This is a genomic window from Aeribacillus sp. FSL k6-2211 (assembly GCF_037966125.1).
GTDB lineage: Bacteria > Bacillota > Bacilli > Bacillales > Aeribacillaceae > Aeribacillus > Aeribacillus composti.
The window spans coordinates 3135034-3153577 of sequence record NZ_CP150190.1 but is presented as its reverse complement, the minus strand read 5'-3'; the positions used below and the strand labels follow the sequence as shown (position 1 = coordinate 3153577).

The window sequence follows — 18544 nt, the reverse complement described above, 5'->3', positions numbered from 1 at the left end:
AGAAAGTCAAAATCCATTGAAAACGAAACATCATAAACATTGATATATCAACATTGCTAAAACATTAAAGGGACGTCTATAAGCCGGAAAATCGACTTATTAGACAGCCCCACGGAATTTGTTTTTAGGCTTTAGGAAAAACGGTATCAGCATCATTTTTTAAGATGCTTCTTCTTTTGCTTCCACAGGGGAAGCTTTTTTCTTTTTTAAATATCCGGCAAAAATAACGCCTGCAACAAGAATAATGGTTAAGCCCCATTTTAGAAGCGGGTTTTCTTCAAAGAAGCCTTTTAGAAATTTTTCATCTACGATCATTTTGGCTGCTGTAAAGGCAATAACGGCAGCCCCAATTGTCACAATAACTGGGAACCGTTCAATCCATTTGATGATGAGCGTGCTGCCCCACACAACGATTGGAATAGAAATTAACAATCCGATTATGACTAAAAGGAACGATCCGTGCGCGGCACCGGCAACCGCTAAAACATTATCAAGCCCCATTAAAGCGTCTGCTACAATGATCGTTTTCATAGCGGACCAAAAGCTATTCCCGGTATCGACGTTATGCTCTTTTTTATCGATGAGAAGTTTATAGGCAATCCAAAGGAGAAGAATTCCGCCGACTAATAGCAGTCCAGGGATTTTTAATAGCCAAACAACCGCAAGCGTCGCAATTGCCCGGATAAAAATCGCTCCAAATGTCCCCCATATAATGACCTTTGTTTGTTGATGCTTCGGCACATTTCTAGCTGCTAAACCGATTAGAATGGCATTATCACCAGCTAAAACAAGGTCAATGATGACAATCGAAAGTAATGCTGAAAAAAACTCAGGTGAGAATAGTTCCAATATTTATCACTCCTCAAATATTTTATACTCATTTCGATGTTTTTATCCTTTGTTATGCAAGACAATATTTTTCCTGCAATTCCTTCGGAGCCATTTTGATCATTTGCTGCATGATAAAAGTAAATATAACGACATCATCCACAATTCCAATTAAGGACAGGAAATCTGGGATTGCATCGAACGGCAACAGGAAATATCCAATTATGAAAGCGATCGAGAATAGCTTTTTTCTCCTATTCACCTCCTTCGATAAGAAAAATTCAAATATAAAAGGGAAAAATGAACGAAAGTTATAAATGAACCGAATTCTTTTCCATATTTTTCTCATCGTTTTCCCCTCCACTAGGTTTATTTTTTAAAATTTGTATTGTGTCATGATCCAGACTATCGATTCCTTCTTCAAACACTAATGTTGTTTTAAAACGGTATGTTAAACTGTCTGTTGTTGCGGGAAGATGCTTTGGTAAAACAAATTCAAAAGGAATTTTTGCGCAATCAGCTGGATCGATTATGTCAGGAGCGAATAACGTAATGGAGGCGATTGATTGCTGATCAGCCTGATTGTTTGTTTTCATAAGATCACATTGCAGCTGCTTAATCTTTTGGGTTATAGTGCCTCCTTTAATGTAGAGCGTGCCTGTTACTTTTTCTCCTGGAGAATACGTTTCTTTATCCAGTACGAGATCGACTGTTGCAGAGCCTATTCCGATTTTGGACATATATTTTCTAAGCAGCAACTCAAATCATCCTCCCAAAAATTGTTTTAAGATACAAAAAGACCTTTGCCATTTTTATGGCAAAGGTCTCGCTAACAACATCCAGTTGTTCAATAAAGCCGGTGGATAGCTCCACGAAATGACGACTTTATTGTTAAGCTACTCCCCTTTGGGAATTTTTACTTTATTCCGTTTTTCTAATTTGATTATATTGGTCAATTTGCATTTTGTCTAGTATTTTTTTACTGAAGTAAATGTGTTTTGCAAAATGTCGGAACAAATAACAATTTATAAAAATAATAAGGAATTTCAATAGTTCAAATGGAAAATCCGCGATATAATAAGGATAACATGATGATTTTGAGTATAGAATAGATAGGAGAATGATGTATTGAAAATGAAAAAGTATCTGCCGCTTATCATCATTGGTATTGCCATTCTTATACTAATACCGTTCAGCATCCCGATATTGCTTGCGCTGCTTACAGCTCTTGTACTTGAAAAGCCTATCAGCATTCTCCAAAATCGATTTAAAATAAAAAGACCTTATGCAGTTTTGCTCATTTTTGTTGTTTTTTTACTCTTATTATGTATTCTAGGCTTTGGTTTGATAAACTTTATATATACAAACTTTGTGAGTTTTATAGAAAATATCCCTTTATATGTTAGAAAATTCAATCATGATTTTATTAATCCTCTTCTTGATACGTGGGAAAATTATTCCGCTTCCCTTCCAGAAGGTGTCATGACGTCTATTGAAATTTCCATTAATAATTCTGTCAATGCAGTTGACGGTCTTGTGAAGCAATTGATGGAATCGCTCATATTATTTGTTTCCGGCATTCCCGGCTTTTTCATTGAAGCGCTGATTTACTTGATTGCTCTTTATTTAATCAGTTTGGATCTGCCGAAAATATGGGCTTCGCTCGAGACCATGCTGACAGAAAAAACGAGAAATAAAATAAAATATGTTGTGAATGATCTTTATAAAGCAGGCTTCGGCTTTATTAAGGCGCAAGTTATTTTAAGTTTACTGACATTTATACTAGCTTATATTGGGTTGGTGCTGCTTCGTGTGGATTATAGCTTGATTTTGGCGATCATTATCGTGGTTGTTGACATCCTTCCAATATTGGGAACAGGATCGGTGCTGGTTCCTTGGGCTATTTATGCATTTAGCCAGGGGCAAACCAATCTCGGAATAGGATTAGTCGTCTTATTTCTTGTGATCACTGTCGTCAGACGTGCTGTCGAACCGAAAATTATGTCAACCAACATGGGAATAAGCCCTCTAGCCGCCTTGATCAGCATGTTCATTGGACTAAAGATGCTCGGTATATTAGGTTTATTTTTAGGTCCAGTTGTTGTGATTTTGTTTGAAACATTGCGAAGAGCAAACATCATAAAGCTTAACATAAAAATTTAAAAAGGTTTTCCTTAAATTTGAGCGGAAAATTTGGATTAGAAGCAATAGGAGGATGAAAAAAATTGCTTAGAATATGTAAATACATGATATTCTAAATATTGGAATGAATGTTGCAAAATTGGATGCGGGAGGCAAGCATTTTGTTTAAATCAAAACTTCATTTTTGGACGTTAGAAATACTTTTGATCATTTTGATCTTATATTTCAGCACAAAAATATCTTTTCTTTTTGAGCCCATTGTGATCTTTATAACTACTTTGTTTTTTCCCATAATTATTTCCGGTTTTCTTTACTTTTTGTTTGCTCCGATTATTGGCTTTCTTGAAAAGCGAAAAATTCCAAGAGTGCTGGCCATTTTGATTTTGTATATCGTGTTTATCGGCGGAATTTCGATCGCCATCGGATTGGTAGGGCCTACGATTGTTAAGCAGTTTAATGATTTAATTCGAAACATTCCTTTTTATATAACAAAAACGAGAGAAATCATTGAAAACCTGTATCAAACAAGCTGGTTCCAATGGGTATTGACGCAAGATTATTTTTCCATTGAAAAAATTGAGAGCACCATTACGCAATATGCATCGAGAATTACAAATAATATTACGAATGGCGTTCAGTCCGTTTTCAGCGTTATCACAAATATAACACTCATTATTGTCACGGTGCCGTTCATTTTATTTTATATGATCAAGGACGGACATAAGCTGCCGCATCAGGTCGTAAAGTTTTTTCCGAGTGATTTCCGCGATGAAGTTATGATTATCTTAAAGGAAACAGGCGAAACCTTATCTACCTATATTCAAGGACAAATGCTTGTTTCCATGTTTGTCGGGCTCTTTACGTTTATCGGATACTTAATCATTGATCTGCCGTATGCTTTGCTGCTTGGAATAACTGTGGCAATCACCAATATTATTCCGTATTTAGGTCCGTTTATTGGGGCTGCTCCGGCCGTTATTGTCGGCTTGCTCGATTCACCTTTTAAAGCACTTCTTGCGATTATTGTCGTGACAATTGTTCAGCAAATTGATGGGAATGTGATTTCTCCGTTTATTATCGGCAAGAGGCTTGATACACATCCGTTGACCATTATTATTTTGTTGCTTGTTGCAGGAAATATCGCGGGAATTTTGGGGATGATTTTGGCTGTTCCAACATATGCTGTAACCAAAACGGTTGTGATTAACTTATATAAATTAATTAAACTGAGGAAAGGGATTAAAAAGACGTAATTCAAAATATACGCCGCTTGAAAAAGCTCAAGCGGCGTTTTTGATTTTAAATGATGATTTAGGAGATTTACAGAGTCGGGATGACAGGATTCGAACCTGCGACCCCCAGCACCCCATGCTGGTGCTCTACCAAGCTGAGCTACATCCCGCTGGACAATCTGTATTATAAAGAAAAAATCAAACCATGACAATATGATTCAAATAAGTTTTTAAAATATAGCGCCTAGTTGGAAGCCGAGAAAGGCAAACAAAAGACCGAACGCATAGCTTGAAAGAAAATAGCAAATGGACACTGTTTTTTGTTTTTCTGTTAACAGCTGTTTATTTTCAAGCTGAAACGTAGAAAAGGTGGTAAAGGCTCCTAAACATCCCGTTCCAAATAACAGTAGATATGCTTCTGAAATATTCATGCCGATCAAAAGGCCGAGCAGGAAAGATCCGCTGACATTGATAATAAATGTCGCGACAGGGAACTTCATATTGCTTTTCTTTTTAATCCAATTGGTGACGATCAAGCGGGCATTAGCTCCTAAAAAACCTCCGATTCCTACAACGATAAAGTTGAAAAGCATTACTCTTCACTCCTATTCATGTTCGGCCGTTCGTGCGTTGTGCTGGGAAAGCATTTTTCGGCCAAGATGATAACCAGACGAAACAAATAAATAACCGCCTATTAAGCTTGACAATGTATACATAATGGCTGTTTCCCATTTATCGGCAATCATCAATTGAATGTTCTCAAAACTGAAGGTTGAAAATGTTGTGAATGACCCGATTAAGCCAGTACCGATCGCTGCGGCAAAATGGGGAGGAAATCCTTTTATTTTAAATACATATTCAGTCAACCATCCTAAAAGAAAACTTCCAGCCAAATTGGCTAAAAGTGTCGCTGTTGGGAAAGATCCTGTCCAAAAGCTGGAAGTCCATAGGCCGACACTGTATCGAAGACAGGCACCTGCTATCCCGCCCAAACCGACTAATAAATAAATCATTATCTTCACCTCGCAATGGTGGGAAACAACATATTTCTTTTTAGCCAATATCGTGAAAACTATATTTCTTTTTTTAGGGCATCGCCTTTGTAATTGCTTCTATAATGAACGCAATACAAGCTAAAAAGATGGTCAGTAAAGTTGAACATAACAATATGTTTCTGATGACGACAGCAGCTTTGTCACATCTGCTGAAAGTTTGAAAAGCAAAATATACAAAGATGCCTAATAGAATCGAGGCAAACCAACTTATAAAGCCTGTTTTCGTAGCTAATTTTGGCCAATCAAACATCCAAAAATATAGAACAGCGAAATGAATTGTTACTAACAAAATTGACATTATGATCAAGGTTGATTTTAACATAGATCCCCTCCGCACATATTATACCATGGTATGGAAAAATGGGATGCTTAGGTCCCCAAAAGGATAAGCTCTTTTAAGAGAAAGTATTTGCGAAAAATTCTTTCATAGCATTCCTTTTGGTTTGGCAGCAGATAAAAAAAAGGGCAGTCTCTGCTGCCCGTTATCATGAGAACGTAAATTTTTACAGCTCATCAAAGCCGTTATCAATCGTGTTGACTTTTGTATATTGTCTCGATTTTTGTTCAAAGAAGTCTGATTTTCCTAAGTCCACTTCTTCGTAAGCCCGTATCCATTTCAAAGGATTCGTCCGATAGCCTTCAAAAGGACGTTCGAATCCCAACTGATTGGCACGGAAATTCGCATAAAATTTAATATAGCTCTCCACATCTTTTAAATGCAGGCCTTCAATGTCATTGCCGATAATTACACCGGCCCATTCGATTTCCAGCTCGGCTGCTTTCAGAAATGTTTTCGAAACGAATTGTTTCAGTTCATCTGTATCATATTCAGGATATTGCTTCAGCACCGCTTTGAAAATTTTTTCAAACAAACCTACGTGTATTTGTTCATCACGGTTAATGTAGTTAATCATCGTGCTAGTGGCTACCATCTTTTGGTTTCTGGCTAAATTATAAAAGAATGCGAAACCGGAATAGAAAAATAAACCTTCCAGTATGACATCAAAGACGATCGATTTCAACAAATTCTCCACATTCGGATTTTCTGCAAATGCTTTATAACCGTTGGTGACAAATTCATTTCGCTTCCTTAAAACCGGTTCGTTCCGCCAATATTCAAATACTTCATCCTGTACGTTTTTAGGCACGATGCTTGAGAGAATATACGAATATGAATGGTTATGAATCACTTCCTGCTGGGCGAGCAAAATCATTAAGGCGTTTATGCTCGAGTCTGTAATATAATCGGCAACTTTTCCGGCATAATCGGTTTGAATGCTGTCTAATAAAGCTAAGAGGCCGATAATTTTTAAAAATGCGTCCTGTTCTCTTTCTGAAAGCTCAGGAAATTGCTTCACATCTTGAGCCATATTAATTTCAAAAGGTGTCCAAAAGTTTGCGAGCATCCGCTTATATTTTGGATATGCCCACGGGTAGGCGACATCATCCCAATTGAGCACGTTGGAACATTTTCCGTTCACTATTGCTGTTGAACGGTTTGGTGCATCAGGATCCATAATAATTCGTTTTGTTAATGTTTGCTCCATATTAATTCCTCCTTAACTTGCACATGATTCACATTCATAAATGTCGCTTGATGTCGAACGGACATAATACGTTGTTTTCAATCCGGATTTCCAAGCAGTCAAATGAAGCTCCAGCAATTCTTTCGCTTTGATCGTGTTTAGAACGTAAAAGTTGAACGAAATGGACTGGTCAATATGTTTCTGGCGCACCGCATTTTGTTTAATGCTCCATGTTTGGTCGATCAAATAAGCGGATTTATAATACCAAGTCGTTTTTGCATTTAAGTCCGGAACAGTAACTGGAATTTTGTAGTCTTTCTTTTCCTCTGAATAAACTTTTTGGAAAATTGGATCGATGCTTGCTGTGCTTCCGGCTATAATGGAGGTCGATGCGTTCGGTGCGACCGCCATTAAATAGCTGTTGCGGATGCCAAAAGTCTGCACCTTTTCCTTTAATTCCTGCCATTTTTTTGACGTATAACCGCGGATCTCAAAATATCGGCCCGTATCCCACTCCGAGCCTTTAAAGAGAGGGTATGCGCCTTTTTCTTTTGCGAGCTCCATACTCGACTGAATGGTTAAATACGCAATTTTTTCATATAATTGATCGACAAATTGGACTGCCTCGTTACTTTCCCATGCAATTTCCTTTAGTGCAAATAAATGATGCATGCCAAACGTTCCAAGACCGATTGCACGGTATTTTTCATTTGTAAGCTTCGCCTGTAATACCGGAATGCTGTTTAAATCGATGACGTTGTCCAGCATCCGCACTTGAATAGGGATTAATCGTTCCAGAACATTATCAGTGACAGCCCGTGCCAAATTGATGGAAGAAAGGTTGCAGACGACGAAATCGCCGGGCTTTTTCACAATGACAATTTTTCCATCTTCGACATATTGTTCTTCAACAGTTGTTGAGCTTTGATTTTGCGCAATCTCTGTGCATAAATTGCTGCAATAAATCATGCCGGCATGCTTGTTTGCGTTTTTCCGATTCACTTCATCACGATAAAACATAAAAGGCGTTCCCGTTTCAAGCTGGCTGATCATAATCCGTTTCATTATTTCAATCGCAGGCACTTTTTCTTTAGATAAGGATGGATGATTCACACACTCAAAATATTTTTCCCGAAAGCTGCCGTTACCTTTTTCTTCATCATAAAAATCTTCCAGATTGAATCCCATGACTTTGCGAACTTCGTGGGGATCGAACAAATACCAGTCTCCGCGCTTTTCAACTTGTTCCATAAATAGATCAGGAATGCATACACCTGTAAATAAATCATGGGTGCGCAGCCGTTCATCTCCGTTATTTAATTTTGCATCAAGGAAAGCGAAAATATCTTTATGCCAAACATCCAAATAAACGGCAATTGCTCCTTTTCTTTGGCCGAGCTGGTCGACGCTCACCGCCGTATTATTTAATTGCTTCATCCAAGGAATGACACCTGATGAAACTCCTTTGAACCCCCGGATATCGCTTCCGCGGCTTCTGATTTTCCCCAAATACACTCCAATGCCTCCGCCGCTTTTAGAAACATTGGCAATATCAGTGTTCGAATCATAAATGCCTTGAAGGCTGTCGTCTACCGTATCAATAAAGCAGCTTGAAAGCTGACCGACTGATTTTCCTGCATTAGCCAATGTCGGTGTTGCAACCGTCATATATAAATGGCTCAATGCCCAATACGCTTCCTTTACAAGATGCAAACGTTTGGATGGATGCTCTTTCATCATTAACGTCATAGCGATGATCATAAAACGTTCCTGTGGAAGCTCAAATGTTCGTTTATGAAAATCTTTAGCTAAATACCGGTCGTAAAGGGTCCTTAATCCGATGTATGTAAACAGCTTGTCCTTCTCAGGATCAATGGCATTTCCCAGCTCCATAATTTCCTCTTTTGAATAATGCTCTAGCAAAAGAGGGCTGTAGATTCCAAGATCGGTTAATGTTTCGATTAACAAATAAAAATCGCCGTAGCCCGGTTGGTTGTAATTTCTGTTTTGGCTCGCTTCATGGTAAATTTTTTCAAGAAATACGTGTGCAGCTAAAAAAGTCCAATCCGGCTCACTTTCCGAAATGTTTGCTAAAGCTTCAATAATCAGCAGGTTTGTAAATTTTTCAAGATCATCAATCTGCTGGTATTGTAAGGTTGTCAGCACTCTTTCGCTGTATTCATGAAAGGAAAGGGACGGAAACTTTTCTTCAAGCTGCCTTAGATAAAGTTCCAAATCGCTCCTGTTAAAATGATTTTGAAAAACCTCGTATAGATTTAATGCTTTCGTAATATTCATCAAACATCCTCCTTATCAAAATAAAAAACCGCTCAGGAAGCTGAGCGGATCAAACGATGATTAAAAAGGAGGCAGTTTACAAGGCGAAACTACTCCATTCAAACCATCGTTTCATCTTCCCAACCCCCGAAGAATTAGAAACGTTCGGACAAAGGCAGGTCTCCTGACTCGTGCTTCATCCTACTTTGAATCCTTCCCATACGAAACGTACAGTGGATTATTCATTTCGTAGCACTCACAGTTGCGGGGACAGTTCCGGATTCTCACCGGATTCCCTTTTAAGCTGAAAACAGCACCTTTGTCGTTAGGTTTTCAATATATAGTATTTAATTGTTTTTGATTACACAATATATAGATTTTTGATGTTATATATTCATCATAATCGTACTTGGCGAAAATTGCAATAAAAAAGTGAGGCTGATTGAAATTTTGCAACCTCACGAAACAATTAATGAAACTGAATATCAATTTTCTTTTTGTTGTTTTCGGTTTGTTTTGGAATACGGATTTCCAAAACGCCATTTTTATATGTCGCGCTCACTTCTTCTTCTTTTACATTTGCCGGCAATGCAACAGCGCGGTGAAACCGCCCTACAAACCGTTCGCGTCTATGCATTTCTTCTTCCTTTACTTCTTTGCTTCTTTGAATTGTGCCGCTGATCGTAAGAACGTTGCGATCAAGATGAATGTCAACGTCTTCCTTTTTTTCAAGGCCGGGCAAATCACAAGTAACAATTACTTCATTAGCAGTTTCATGAATATCAAGCCGGGGGGTATTCATAGTCTCAAAGTTTTCAAAAAAATGCGGGAAGCTTTCAGAAAAAACGCGATTCATGTTTCGTCTAAATTGGTTGATCTCAGAAAAAGGATCGTAAGGAATGAGAGCCATATGATTGTTCCTCCTTTGATTTTTTTACAGAAAATATTATTTGTGTTGAGAAGAGAAATATACATATAGCAAAGTTTAAATTACTGTTTTTAATCATAAAAATATAAATAAGTCCGCTGCATCCAAATCGTTTCGTGTTTGTTGCTTTTAAAAGCACAACCTAGCAAAACTTGGTGAACGAATGGACAGCATATTGTTGTTATTAGACAAGAGTTTACATACGAAGAAAATTAAGTAAGCTGCTTAATTGCAGCCATGCTGGGAATTAACAGATCAAGCTGGATAAATTCACAATGATTGAAAACTGCTGTTGGACAACTTTATAAATTTAAAAATTATTCTTTGTTGCATATGTTACTGATAGTGGTAAAAAACTTAAAACAAAAATAATTAGAGTAGATGATAATTATTTAGTTGTATTTGTGAAAAATATTCCGGAAGGATTCATTGTATTATCTACAACAATTTTTCCAAAATACATTCACCCAGAAATTGAAGTAAGTAATGATGGTACTGTCAAGAATTTTGTGTAATGTAAGATAGATAGGGCATCTCTGAAATGGATTTAGAATAGAGAGGGCCTGTTTCTTCCACACAGGAGACTGAATATTCAGTCTCCTGTGTGGAAAGGGAGATCCCATCATCAATTTACATTATTTGGTTAATCATAACGTTCTTCAAACATTCGCTGGAGGGCTTCATGAGTTTCGGAAAATCCTCGCAACTTTCGCCCTGCCCATTTCTCATTAAAGTCTTGGATGGTCAAATACATGACTTTTTCCGCGGCTTCTAAACTGCTCAAACTGTTCATCGGCTTTAGACGTTTCCGAATCTCCTTGATCGTTCGTTCGATGGCATTGGTCGGATACTGCTTGGATCATTCATAAAGGTAAGAAGGACATCCAACTCATTTCCCCACGATTGCACTCTCGGATACTTGCTCGACCATTTTGACTCAAACTGGTGAAACATCTCCAGTGCAATTTTTTTATTCGGAGATCGATAAATGAGTTTCAAATCTTCCACCATTTCGAATTGGTCTTTTTTCCGTACACGACTGAGTGTGTTACGGACTTTGTGAACGACACAACGCTGCACATCGGCTTTCGGATAAATAGCTTTAAAGGCTTCTTCCAGCCCCGTTAGTTCATCGAATACGCTCAGAAGCACTTCCTTTACGCCTCTGTTATATAGTTGTTGGAGAATCTCCTGCCATCCATAGGCGCTTTCCTTTCCTCCTACGAAAAAATCAAGAATTTCCCGATATCCTTCTTCGTTTACACCTAACAACACATACATGACCTCTTTTTCTACCGTATCTCGACGAAGTTTTACGTACAACCCATCCAAATATAAGACGGAATAACGCTTATGTAGAGGACGAGTGTGCCATTTCTCGATGTATTCCTTCACGACATCGGTCATACGACTGATCGTTGCAGGAGAATAAGCATTCCAAAAATTCGTTCAATAAACTTGCCAATCTCCCGCGTACTCATGCCACTTTGATACATCTTGATGACAGCTTCTCCGAGCCAGCCGGTATGACGTTGGTAAGGGGCAAACAGCTGCGTTTGAATTCCCCGTTTCAGTCTCTTGGGACCAAAAGACCTTCAATCCGGCCATATTGCGTATCTAGATTTCGTTGATAGTAACCGTTTCTCATATTCGACGTTCCAGCCTGTTCCATTTCGAGGAAATGTTTTATTTCTTCACGCATGATGAGTTCTAATTGGCGAATCGCACTTTCCAGTTGATTGACCCAGTCTACATTCGATATACTTTTAGACATAGGTAGGGTTCTCCTTTCTCTGGAATGTGTTGTTGGTCAAATCAGAGATACCCTACCTTTTTTCTTTTGGTCTAGCAAAATACTTTACACAAAATTTTATACATCATCTATTAGTTGCTGAAACCATGAGTAATTACACCAACATTTCAACTAAGATTCAAGAATTTGAAAAACAGTCCCTAGAAAGAACAAATAAAAGCTTGCGGGAAAATGTTGCCGCAAGTTATAATACAAGCACAGAAAAAGAACGGCTTAGAAGCGAAAATGAAGCCTCTAAAAGGCATATTAAAGAGAGGGGTAATGAAGAAAATGAAAAAAGTGACTCTGGGAGAAAAGGAATATTACGTGGAGAACGGGATATACACTCCAGTAGTGAAGGAATCGAGTTTCGAGAAAGAGGGCGGGACTTATCGCTTAGAGGGAGAGGGGGAATATCTAATTCCTAACTTGGAGTTAACAATGAACGAAAAGCCGATAGGAAAGTATGGCAGCCTAAGGAGAAAACATCTGATGGAAAACAACATGATACTCTACGAGAGTCTATCGATTCAAGGTCAGCTTCATCAACATCTAGTCGACATCAACGAGCAAGCGAACAAGCGAATGGAAATAATGACGAAAAAGTTGATGGAACAATACGGAGTGACAGAGGAACTCAAAGCCGAAGATCAGATGAAATGGATCCAAGAAGTGAACAATATCCGGGCGATGGCAGAAGAAGTCATCTTACGGGAAATGATTTACGTATAGATGAAAAAGAAGAAGAACAATTGAGTTTATTCCCAGTAGCAGTGGAGGAAAATCCCACTGCTTTTTCTATTACGGAAAAAGAAATCAATAAAACAGCAGTGGAACAAAATGCCACTGCTGTTTCTATTTCTAAAAATTTTCACATTACCAATAATGAATTAGGTGCTGCAGGTCCTAAAACCAAATTTAATTGGAATATAGAAGCTATTAAGACTTTGAAGAAGATAGAAGCAGAAAATAGATTAGCCACTCCTGAAGAACAAGAAGTATTATCGCGTTATGTTGGATGGGGAGGGCTATCTTCGGCTTTTGATAAAGATAATGAAGCATGGGCAAATGAATATATTGAATTAAAGGAATTGTTAACTGATGCAGAATATGCAAGTGCTAGAGAATCTACTTTAAACTCGCATTATACTTCTCCGGTTATTATTAAAGCTATGTATCAGGCTCTTGAAAATATGGGATTTAAAAAAGGAAATATTTTGGAACCTTCTTGCGGGATTGGAAATTTCATGGGCCTTTTACCGGAAACTTTATCAGACAGTGTTTTTTATGGTGTTGAATTAGATGATTTATCCGGTCGGATCGCTAAACAGTTATATCAAAAAGCTAATATTACTATTGACGGATTTGAAAATACTGATTTTCCTGATTACTTCTTTGATGTTGCCATAGGTAATGTACCTTTTGGTCAATATCAAGTAGCTGATTCTCGTTATGATAAATATGGTTTTCTTATTCATGATTATTTCTTTGCCAAAACATTAGATAAAGTACGTCCTGGTGGTATTATTGCTCTCATTACCTCGAAAGGTACAATGGATAAAGAGAATGAAGAAGTACGCAAATATATTGCACAAAGAGCTGATTTAATAGGTGCAATTCGACTTCCTAATAACGCATTTAAGAACGCAGGAACAGAAGTTACCGCAGATAGTATTTTCTTACAAAAAAGAAATCACTGAATAATGCTGATATCCAGCATAAATATCTTGGGGTATAAAAAAATCAACACATACTATTTGTTGGGATACTATGTTCAATATATGAACATATGTCCTCATTTTTTAACCTTCAAGCGACCAATTGGATCTCCTTTTACGACTCAACTATTTTAGCGGATAAAGGTTGTTCAGCTTTTTGAAGATTCATCCACAAATAAATAATCAACCCATTTTTCCTGAATGGGAAAAATGGGTTTTGTCGCCAGCTTGAAAAAGGACCTTTATATATGATTGGCCAGCTTTTTTAAATGTTCTGAAGTCTCATTGATTTGCGCAATGAAATTTGTTATATCATCAATGATTTCAGCAAAGTTTTCGAGTTCATTTTTCGTCTTTTCAGTTTGTTCTTTATTTTTGTCGAAGGCATACAAAATATTGTCGAAGAATTGGTTCATCTCTTTCATTCTTTGCGAACCATTGCCTGTAAGCTCTGTTACTTCCACAATAGATGAAGCGATATCGTTAATTTTCGCTCTGATTTCCTCAATTAAATTGGAAACGCCAAGCACGGAATTTTTTGTTTCTTCCGCCAGCTTTCTCACTTCACTAGCAACAACAGCGAATCCTTTCCCGTATTCCCCTGCACGCGCTGATTCAATTGCGGCATTTAGAGCCAGCAAGTTAGTTTGTTCAGCAATAGAAGTAACAATCGAGACGACATGATTAATTTTTTCAGAAGTTTGTTCAAGCGACTTTATTTTTAAAGCAATATCATCTGTCCGTTCTTTTATATTGACCATTAAACCGGAGTGAAAATTCAAGTCTTCTCTCCTTGAACTGACTTCTGCTTCGGTTGATGCCGCTGTTTCAAAACGATCAACTGCAATTAAGGCAAATTGTTTGGATCGTTCGTTAATTTTTTGTATAGCTGAATTGGCTGATTCAATAAGATCAGCAAGACGAATGGAGGTTTGGGCGATGTTTTCATGAAGCTCCTGTTTTTCCTTTTCGATTTTTTGCCGTCTTTTTAAATACTCTTCATTATATGCTTCCAACACAATTTGCTGTTCAAAGTTTAACATTTTTGCAATGGTGACCACCGCTTTATGATAATCTTCCTTCGATGGACACGCTTTCGCAACAACGGAAAAAATTGATTTCTGTAATTGCTGGAATGAACTCATGTACCAGATCGTATCTAATCCAATGCGGACGTGGGCTACAGCAATCCGCTTCATTCTTGTTATATCTTCATCTGTTAAGGATCCGCTAAACATAAGCAGCACATGTTTTTTCAATCTTTCCTTCTGTTTTTCGATCGAGCTGTATTTATTAATTAAGTCAATCAAAAATTGTTCTTGATGGAGAGCATCATAAAATGCATCGATAATAAACTTTATGTTTTCTTCAATCGCATCTTTTAATATAAGAGTACAAATAAGATCATCCTTTGTTAGGCCAACCATCGCTAATTGTCTTTGATATTTTTCATCAGTCACTTCAAGTTTTACTTGTTGAAGATCTACTTGTTTTTCAAAAAGTGATGGAACTTGTTTTCTTTTTTTAAACATTGGTTGATTTCCCCTTCAAAATTCATTATTAGTGTCCACTGTATATATCGGCAGCTAAATAATAATTTTTTCGATTATTTTTTAATTTCTCAACTTTCTCACAGTAAATTGGATTTCTAAGCCTTACGGTTAATGGGTTTGTTGGTTGTTTCGAATACTTCTTGACATAAAAATTTGCAAAAAAAACACCTCAACTTTTGGTATAGTTTAATTGTCCAGAAAAAACATTACCAAAAGCAGGTGAGGTGTCTCTTATTATGATAACGAATAACAGACTGAACAATCAACTACCAAAAGAAGTAAAAGCTATATTTGATGAACTTGAAATCTTAAAATATTTAAGGAAAGTGGGAATTAACAAGGGTTTCGGTTATTCCTGCGCCTATTTATTCCAGCTAGTTTTTAGTTTAGTTTTTGAAGGCAAAAATTTGTTTCGACTTCTTCAAAGTAAAAAAGCTAAAGATTTGCCGGAAAAAAACGCTATTTATCGCTTCTTAAATAACCCTCAATACAATTGGCGCAGGTTTTTACTTGTTTTGAGTACTTTCACCATTATGAAGGTAAGTAGTTTAACGAGACACGACCGTCCGAAAGTGCTGATCGTGGACGACTCATCTTATGAACGAAATCGCAGTAAAAAGGTTGAACTGCTTGCTCGCTGTTTCGATCATTCTTCTCAAAAAATGCGTTATTACAAAGGATTTCGTATGCTTACACTCGGCTGGTCAGATGGTGCTACATTTTTGCCTATTGATTTTGCTTTATTAAGCTCTACGAATTCCCAAATCAATGGGATTGATAACCGAATCGATAAGCGTACATCCGGTTATAAGCGGCGTGTCGAAGCTTTACAAAAAGCGCCGGAAGTTATTCCCAATATGATTAAACGGGCACTTTCTCAAGGAATCGATGCCTCATACGTTTTAATGGATACATGGTTTACCCAACAGCCTTTGATCAAGTCCATTGTGGATCAAGGGTTGGATGTTATTGGAATGGTGAAGGATACAAAACAAAGATATCAAGTGAACGGTGAATGGGTGAGCCTAAAAAAACTATACCAAACAGCTAAACCATCACAACATCAAAAGGGTATTTTGCGCTCTATTCACACAACGATGGCAAATGGCGTACCTGTTAAAGTGGTATTTGTCCGTAATCGTAATAAAAAGAGACAGTGGCTAGCTATTTTGAGTACAGACTGTACTTTATCGGATCAAGAAATCATTCGTATTTATGGGATACGTTGGGATATTGAAGTATTCTTCAAAACAGTCAAATCCTTATTGAAACTCCAAAAAGAGTTCCAAGGAAGATCTTATGATTCCATGATCAGCCATACCACTATTGTGTTTACAAGGTACATTGTTTTGTCTTGGCAAAACCGAGTAAGTACAGATTATCGAACATTAGGCGGCATTTTTTATGAACTTTGTGATGAAATCGATGAACTAGATTGGGCCTTTGCACTTCAACTACTCATTGAAATTCTTGAAGATGCACTTCAAAATGTAAATCAAAAGATTAAAAAATTCATCGAAAGTCAATTACGTAAATGGATTGTAGTTTTGCCTAATTATATCAAGGCTTATTTACCAAAATTGAGCTGCGAAAGTTGAGTTAATTTTTATTCTAATTTGTTAAATTTTATATTCAAAAATGAATGATGTTTTATAAAGGCGAAGATTTTAGTATGGTGTAAAACTCATATTCGCCGAAAAGCACATTCCGAGCAAATAACCTGTAGATGATGTTGCAACTGGCGGCATGAATCAAGAATTTTTTTATAATCGACAAAATGCGCGTGCAGTCAAGACTTCCATGATGACGCTTTCTTTAACAAAATGATCTTCAGTTTTTATTCCCTTCCCCCCAATATTTAGATATTTTAGCAAAAAGATGGAATATCTACCATAATTTTTTTGTTTTTTGAATATTAATTCGATTGTTTGGCAGTCTATCACAGTGTGATGATCTAACGGATATCTAAGGTTTTTATAGACGATTTATTACTGCAATTGTTTTTAGAAAGATCAGATTTTAAATGCTTATAACAACTGCTCGAACGAAAGGGGGAAACACGACACTTCGTGAGTGGATTTGAAAGTTGAAGAGAGGTGCGATTTTCCTGTAATGGAATGAAGCTTGGAAGGATTAGAATTAAGGAAGCTGAATTGGAAGGGTTCAAGAACAAAATGGGAAATATCAGGAGAGTGAATGGTCCCCTCCTGATTTATAGCTGTTTAAATTGCGGCTCTTCGTTTTGAATGTAATTTAGCCTCGCTTTTAAATGGTCAAGCACTTCCTGTTGTTGTTTTGCAAGGTTTTGGTATAACTGCTTAGCTTGTTGATCTTCTGTTTCCAGTGCGAAGCTATGTAAGTTCGCAACCGCACTTTCACAGCTTGAAATAGTTTCCATCAATTTTGTGCCAACTGTCATTTGAAAAACCTCCTTATTCTCAAATAAAAGGAGACACGGGTAGTGCCTCCATAGCCATGAATATAAATTTTTTAGTTATTGTTGTTGGAAACCGCCAATTTGTTGTTGAGCAAGTGCAACTAAACGCTTTGTGATTTCTCCACCAACAGATCCATTGGCACGGGAAGTTGTGTCTGGTCCGAGATTTACACCGAATTCTGTTGCGATTTCGTATTTCATTTGTTCAAGCGCTTGTTGTGCACCAGGAACTAAAAGTTGGTTAGAGTTGTTGCTGCGGTTTTGTTGAGCCATAATTTTCAACTCCTTGTGAATTTTTTTTTTGGCTGGGTTAGCTGGAGTTGCACCAGCGTGAATCAAAAGATTCACTGCCAAACTCGGCTTAACCCACCGGGATGTATGCTGTTCATTAAGTAGTATGAGTAGGATGTAAAAATCTATTCGAAATGAGAAATGGTAATTTCTGTTTTGTGTCGTTACTCTGTAAATCAGACTAGAAAGGGAACATTATACATAAATCAATAACAAATAAAGGAGTTTTCACATGCGAGCCTGTCCGTTATGCAATGGATTTCAGCAACTTCATAAGTATTGTTCCAAATGCGGAGGCATTTTATTAGATGCAGGGAAAATTACTGACTATTTAGATGACTACAGTGCTTATATGGAAATGGACTTGATGAAGCTTTTAGATGGAAAAAGAGATTCACTAAAAAATCATCAATGCATACATCTTTTATATTGCAGCCAATGCCATGAAGAAGAGCATGCAATCATTCAGGAAACATAAAGAAAGGGGCCTTTTAAGCTTTAAGCTCTGAATTCTTTTACAGCTAAAATTTAAAAAGCCTGATGTGTTTTTCAAACATCAGGCTTACTTTCCGTTATTTTTCTCTATGTCAAAAGGCGGTTCTTCTTCCTCGAGGTCCCTTGCTTCTTCAATATTGGTCGCATTGTAACGGTAGTGAACAGATCCTCCTGAAAGACCTTCATTAATCATTCTGTCAATGTCCATAAACGATTGATCACGACCTTCATATAGCGAATCTTTTACTTCCTTATCCTTATCCATAACCG

General features: G+C 37.3%; 20 protein-coding genes, 1 tRNA gene, 1 pseudogene and 1 riboswitch. Of the genes and pseudogenes, 7 read left to right on the top strand and 15 right to left on the bottom strand.

Annotated elements, in window-relative coordinates:
* Window positions 1-159: 159 nt before the first annotated feature.
* From NSU19_RS15220 to NSU19_RS15210, 3 genes are read right to left on the bottom strand one after another with little or no spacing between them, the layout of a single operon-like run.
* Complete coding sequence (locus tag NSU19_RS15220) at window positions 160-849, bottom strand: TerC family protein (protein ID WP_066250886.1); 690 nt, start codon at window positions 847-849, stop codon at window positions 160-162.
* Window positions 850-901: 52 nt separating this feature from the next.
* Window positions 902-1177, bottom strand: coding sequence for a DUF1232 domain-containing protein (locus NSU19_RS15215; RefSeq protein ID WP_339197192.1), 276 nt, complete (start codon window positions 1175-1177; stop codon window positions 902-904).
* Entirely contained in the window at window positions 1140-1586 is a 447-nt protein-coding gene (locus NSU19_RS15210; protein ID WP_339197190.1) for a sporulation protein, read from the bottom strand. Before NSU19_RS15210 ends, NSU19_RS15215 begins: the two co-directional genes overlap by 38 nt.
* Before the next feature lie 376 nt (window positions 1587-1962).
* Here NSU19_RS15210 and ytvI point away from each other — a divergent pair, with 376 nt between their 5' ends.
* Both ytvI and NSU19_RS15200 read left to right on the top strand, forming a co-directional pair.
* Window positions 1963-2991 (top strand): sporulation integral membrane protein YtvI, encoded by a 1029-nt coding sequence (gene ytvI, locus NSU19_RS15205; RefSeq protein ID WP_063387477.1) that lies wholly within the window; start codon window positions 1963-1965, stop codon window positions 2989-2991.
* Between the two features lie 140 nt (window positions 2992-3131).
* Entirely contained in the window at window positions 3132-4223 is a 1092-nt protein-coding gene (locus NSU19_RS15200; protein ID WP_066250881.1) for an AI-2E family transporter, read from the top strand.
* 75 nt (window positions 4224-4298) lie between these two features.
* Here NSU19_RS15200 and NSU19_RS15195 read toward each other — a convergent pair.
* From NSU19_RS15195 to NSU19_RS15160, 8 genes and pseudogenes are all read right to left on the bottom strand, one after another.
* A tRNA-Pro gene (locus NSU19_RS15195) sits at window positions 4299-4372 on the bottom strand.
* A 60-nt stretch (window positions 4373-4432) separates the two neighbouring features.
* Window positions 4433-4795, bottom strand: a complete 363-nt coding sequence (gene crcB / locus NSU19_RS15190) for a fluoride efflux transporter CrcB (protein ID WP_063387269.1) — start codon at window positions 4793-4795, stop codon at window positions 4433-4435.
* Between the two features lie 12 nt (window positions 4796-4807).
* A complete protein-coding gene (crcB, locus tag NSU19_RS15185) occupies window positions 4808-5215 on the bottom strand; it encodes a fluoride efflux transporter CrcB (protein ID WP_339197187.1) in 408 nt (135 codons plus the stop codon).
* Window positions 5216-5288: 73 nt separating this feature from the next.
* A complete protein-coding gene (locus NSU19_RS15180; RefSeq protein ID WP_327848595.1) occupies window positions 5289-5579 on the bottom strand; it encodes a hypothetical protein in 291 nt (96 codons plus the stop codon).
* 181 nt (window positions 5580-5760) lie between these two features.
* Window positions 5761-6804 carry a ribonucleotide-diphosphate reductase subunit beta gene (locus tag NSU19_RS15175; protein ID WP_327848594.1) on the bottom strand — a complete coding sequence of 348 codons (1044 nt, stop codon included), beginning with the start codon at window positions 6802-6804 and terminating at the stop codon, window positions 5761-5763.
* A gap of 12 nt (window positions 6805-6816) precedes the next feature.
* A complete protein-coding gene (locus NSU19_RS15170; protein WP_311066431.1) occupies window positions 6817-9081 on the bottom strand; it encodes a ribonucleoside-diphosphate reductase subunit alpha in 2265 nt (754 codons plus the stop codon).
* A 135-nt stretch (window positions 9082-9216) separates the two neighbouring features.
* Window positions 9217-9396, bottom strand: a riboswitch (cobalamin riboswitch).
* A 133-nt stretch (window positions 9397-9529) separates the two neighbouring features.
* Window positions 9530-9970, bottom strand: coding sequence for an Hsp20/alpha crystallin family protein (locus tag NSU19_RS15165; RefSeq protein WP_063387274.1), 441 nt, complete (start codon window positions 9968-9970; stop codon window positions 9530-9532).
* 661 nt (window positions 9971-10631) lie between these two features.
* Window positions 10632-11762: pseudogene (locus NSU19_RS15160) on the bottom strand (IS256 family transposase).
* A 32-nt stretch (window positions 11763-11794) separates the two neighbouring features.
* Here NSU19_RS15160 and NSU19_RS15155 point away from each other — a divergent pair.
* The 3 genes from NSU19_RS15155 to NSU19_RS15145 are packed head-to-tail and all read left to right on the top strand — an operon-like array spanning window position 11795 to window position 13480.
* On the top strand, window positions 11795-12208 hold the full coding sequence (locus NSU19_RS15155; RefSeq protein WP_339197182.1) for a DUF4856 domain-containing protein: 414 nt from the start codon (window positions 11795-11797) through the stop codon (window positions 12206-12208).
* A gap of 13 nt (window positions 12209-12221) precedes the next feature.
* Window positions 12222-12512, top strand: a complete 291-nt coding sequence (locus NSU19_RS15150) for a TnpV protein (RefSeq protein WP_339197179.1) — start codon at window positions 12222-12224, stop codon at window positions 12510-12512.
* Entirely contained in the window at window positions 12440-13480 is a 1041-nt protein-coding gene (locus NSU19_RS15145; RefSeq protein WP_339197176.1) for an N-6 DNA methylase, read from the top strand. The genes NSU19_RS15150 and NSU19_RS15145 overlap by 73 nt, the downstream gene beginning before the upstream one ends.
* Window positions 13481-13740: 260 nt before the next feature.
* On the opposite strand, the gene NSU19_RS15140 is transcribed toward NSU19_RS15145, so the two are convergent.
* The gene (locus NSU19_RS15140; protein ID WP_130158449.1) at window positions 13741-15030 is read right to left on the bottom strand and encodes a globin-coupled sensor protein; all 1290 of its coding nucleotides are present in this window, start codon (window positions 15028-15030) and stop codon (window positions 13741-13743) included.
* A gap of 257 nt (window positions 15031-15287) precedes the next feature.
* Here NSU19_RS15140 and NSU19_RS15135 point away from each other — a divergent pair, with 257 nt between their 5' ends.
* The gene (locus NSU19_RS15135) at window positions 15288-16649 is read left to right on the top strand and encodes a transposase (protein ID WP_094245809.1); all 1362 of its coding nucleotides are present in this window, start codon (window positions 15288-15290) and stop codon (window positions 16647-16649) included.
* Between the two features lie 614 nt (window positions 16650-17263).
* On the opposite strand, the gene NSU19_RS15130 is transcribed toward NSU19_RS15135, so the two are convergent.
* Together NSU19_RS15130 and NSU19_RS15125 are read right to left on the bottom strand one after the other, a co-directional pair.
* On the bottom strand, window positions 17264-17470 hold the full coding sequence (locus NSU19_RS15130; protein ID WP_063387284.1) for a DUF1657 domain-containing protein: 207 nt from the start codon (window positions 17468-17470) through the stop codon (window positions 17264-17266).
* A gap of 75 nt (window positions 17471-17545) precedes the next feature.
* A complete protein-coding gene (locus NSU19_RS15125) occupies window positions 17546-17761 on the bottom strand; it encodes an alpha/beta-type small acid-soluble spore protein (protein ID WP_063387285.1) in 216 nt (71 codons plus the stop codon).
* A gap of 250 nt (window positions 17762-18011) precedes the next feature.
* On the opposite strand from NSU19_RS15125, the gene NSU19_RS15120 reads away from it, so the two are divergent.
* A complete protein-coding gene (locus NSU19_RS15120) occupies window positions 18012-18257 on the top strand; it encodes a hypothetical protein (RefSeq protein ID WP_144597080.1) in 246 nt (81 codons plus the stop codon).
* An 84-nt stretch (window positions 18258-18341) separates the two neighbouring features.
* On the opposite strand, the gene NSU19_RS15115 is transcribed toward NSU19_RS15120, so the two are convergent.
* Complete coding sequence (locus tag NSU19_RS15115; RefSeq protein ID WP_063387287.1) at window positions 18342-18539, bottom strand: hypothetical protein; 198 nt, start codon at window positions 18537-18539, stop codon at window positions 18342-18344.
* Window positions 18540-18544 lie beyond the last annotated feature (5 nt).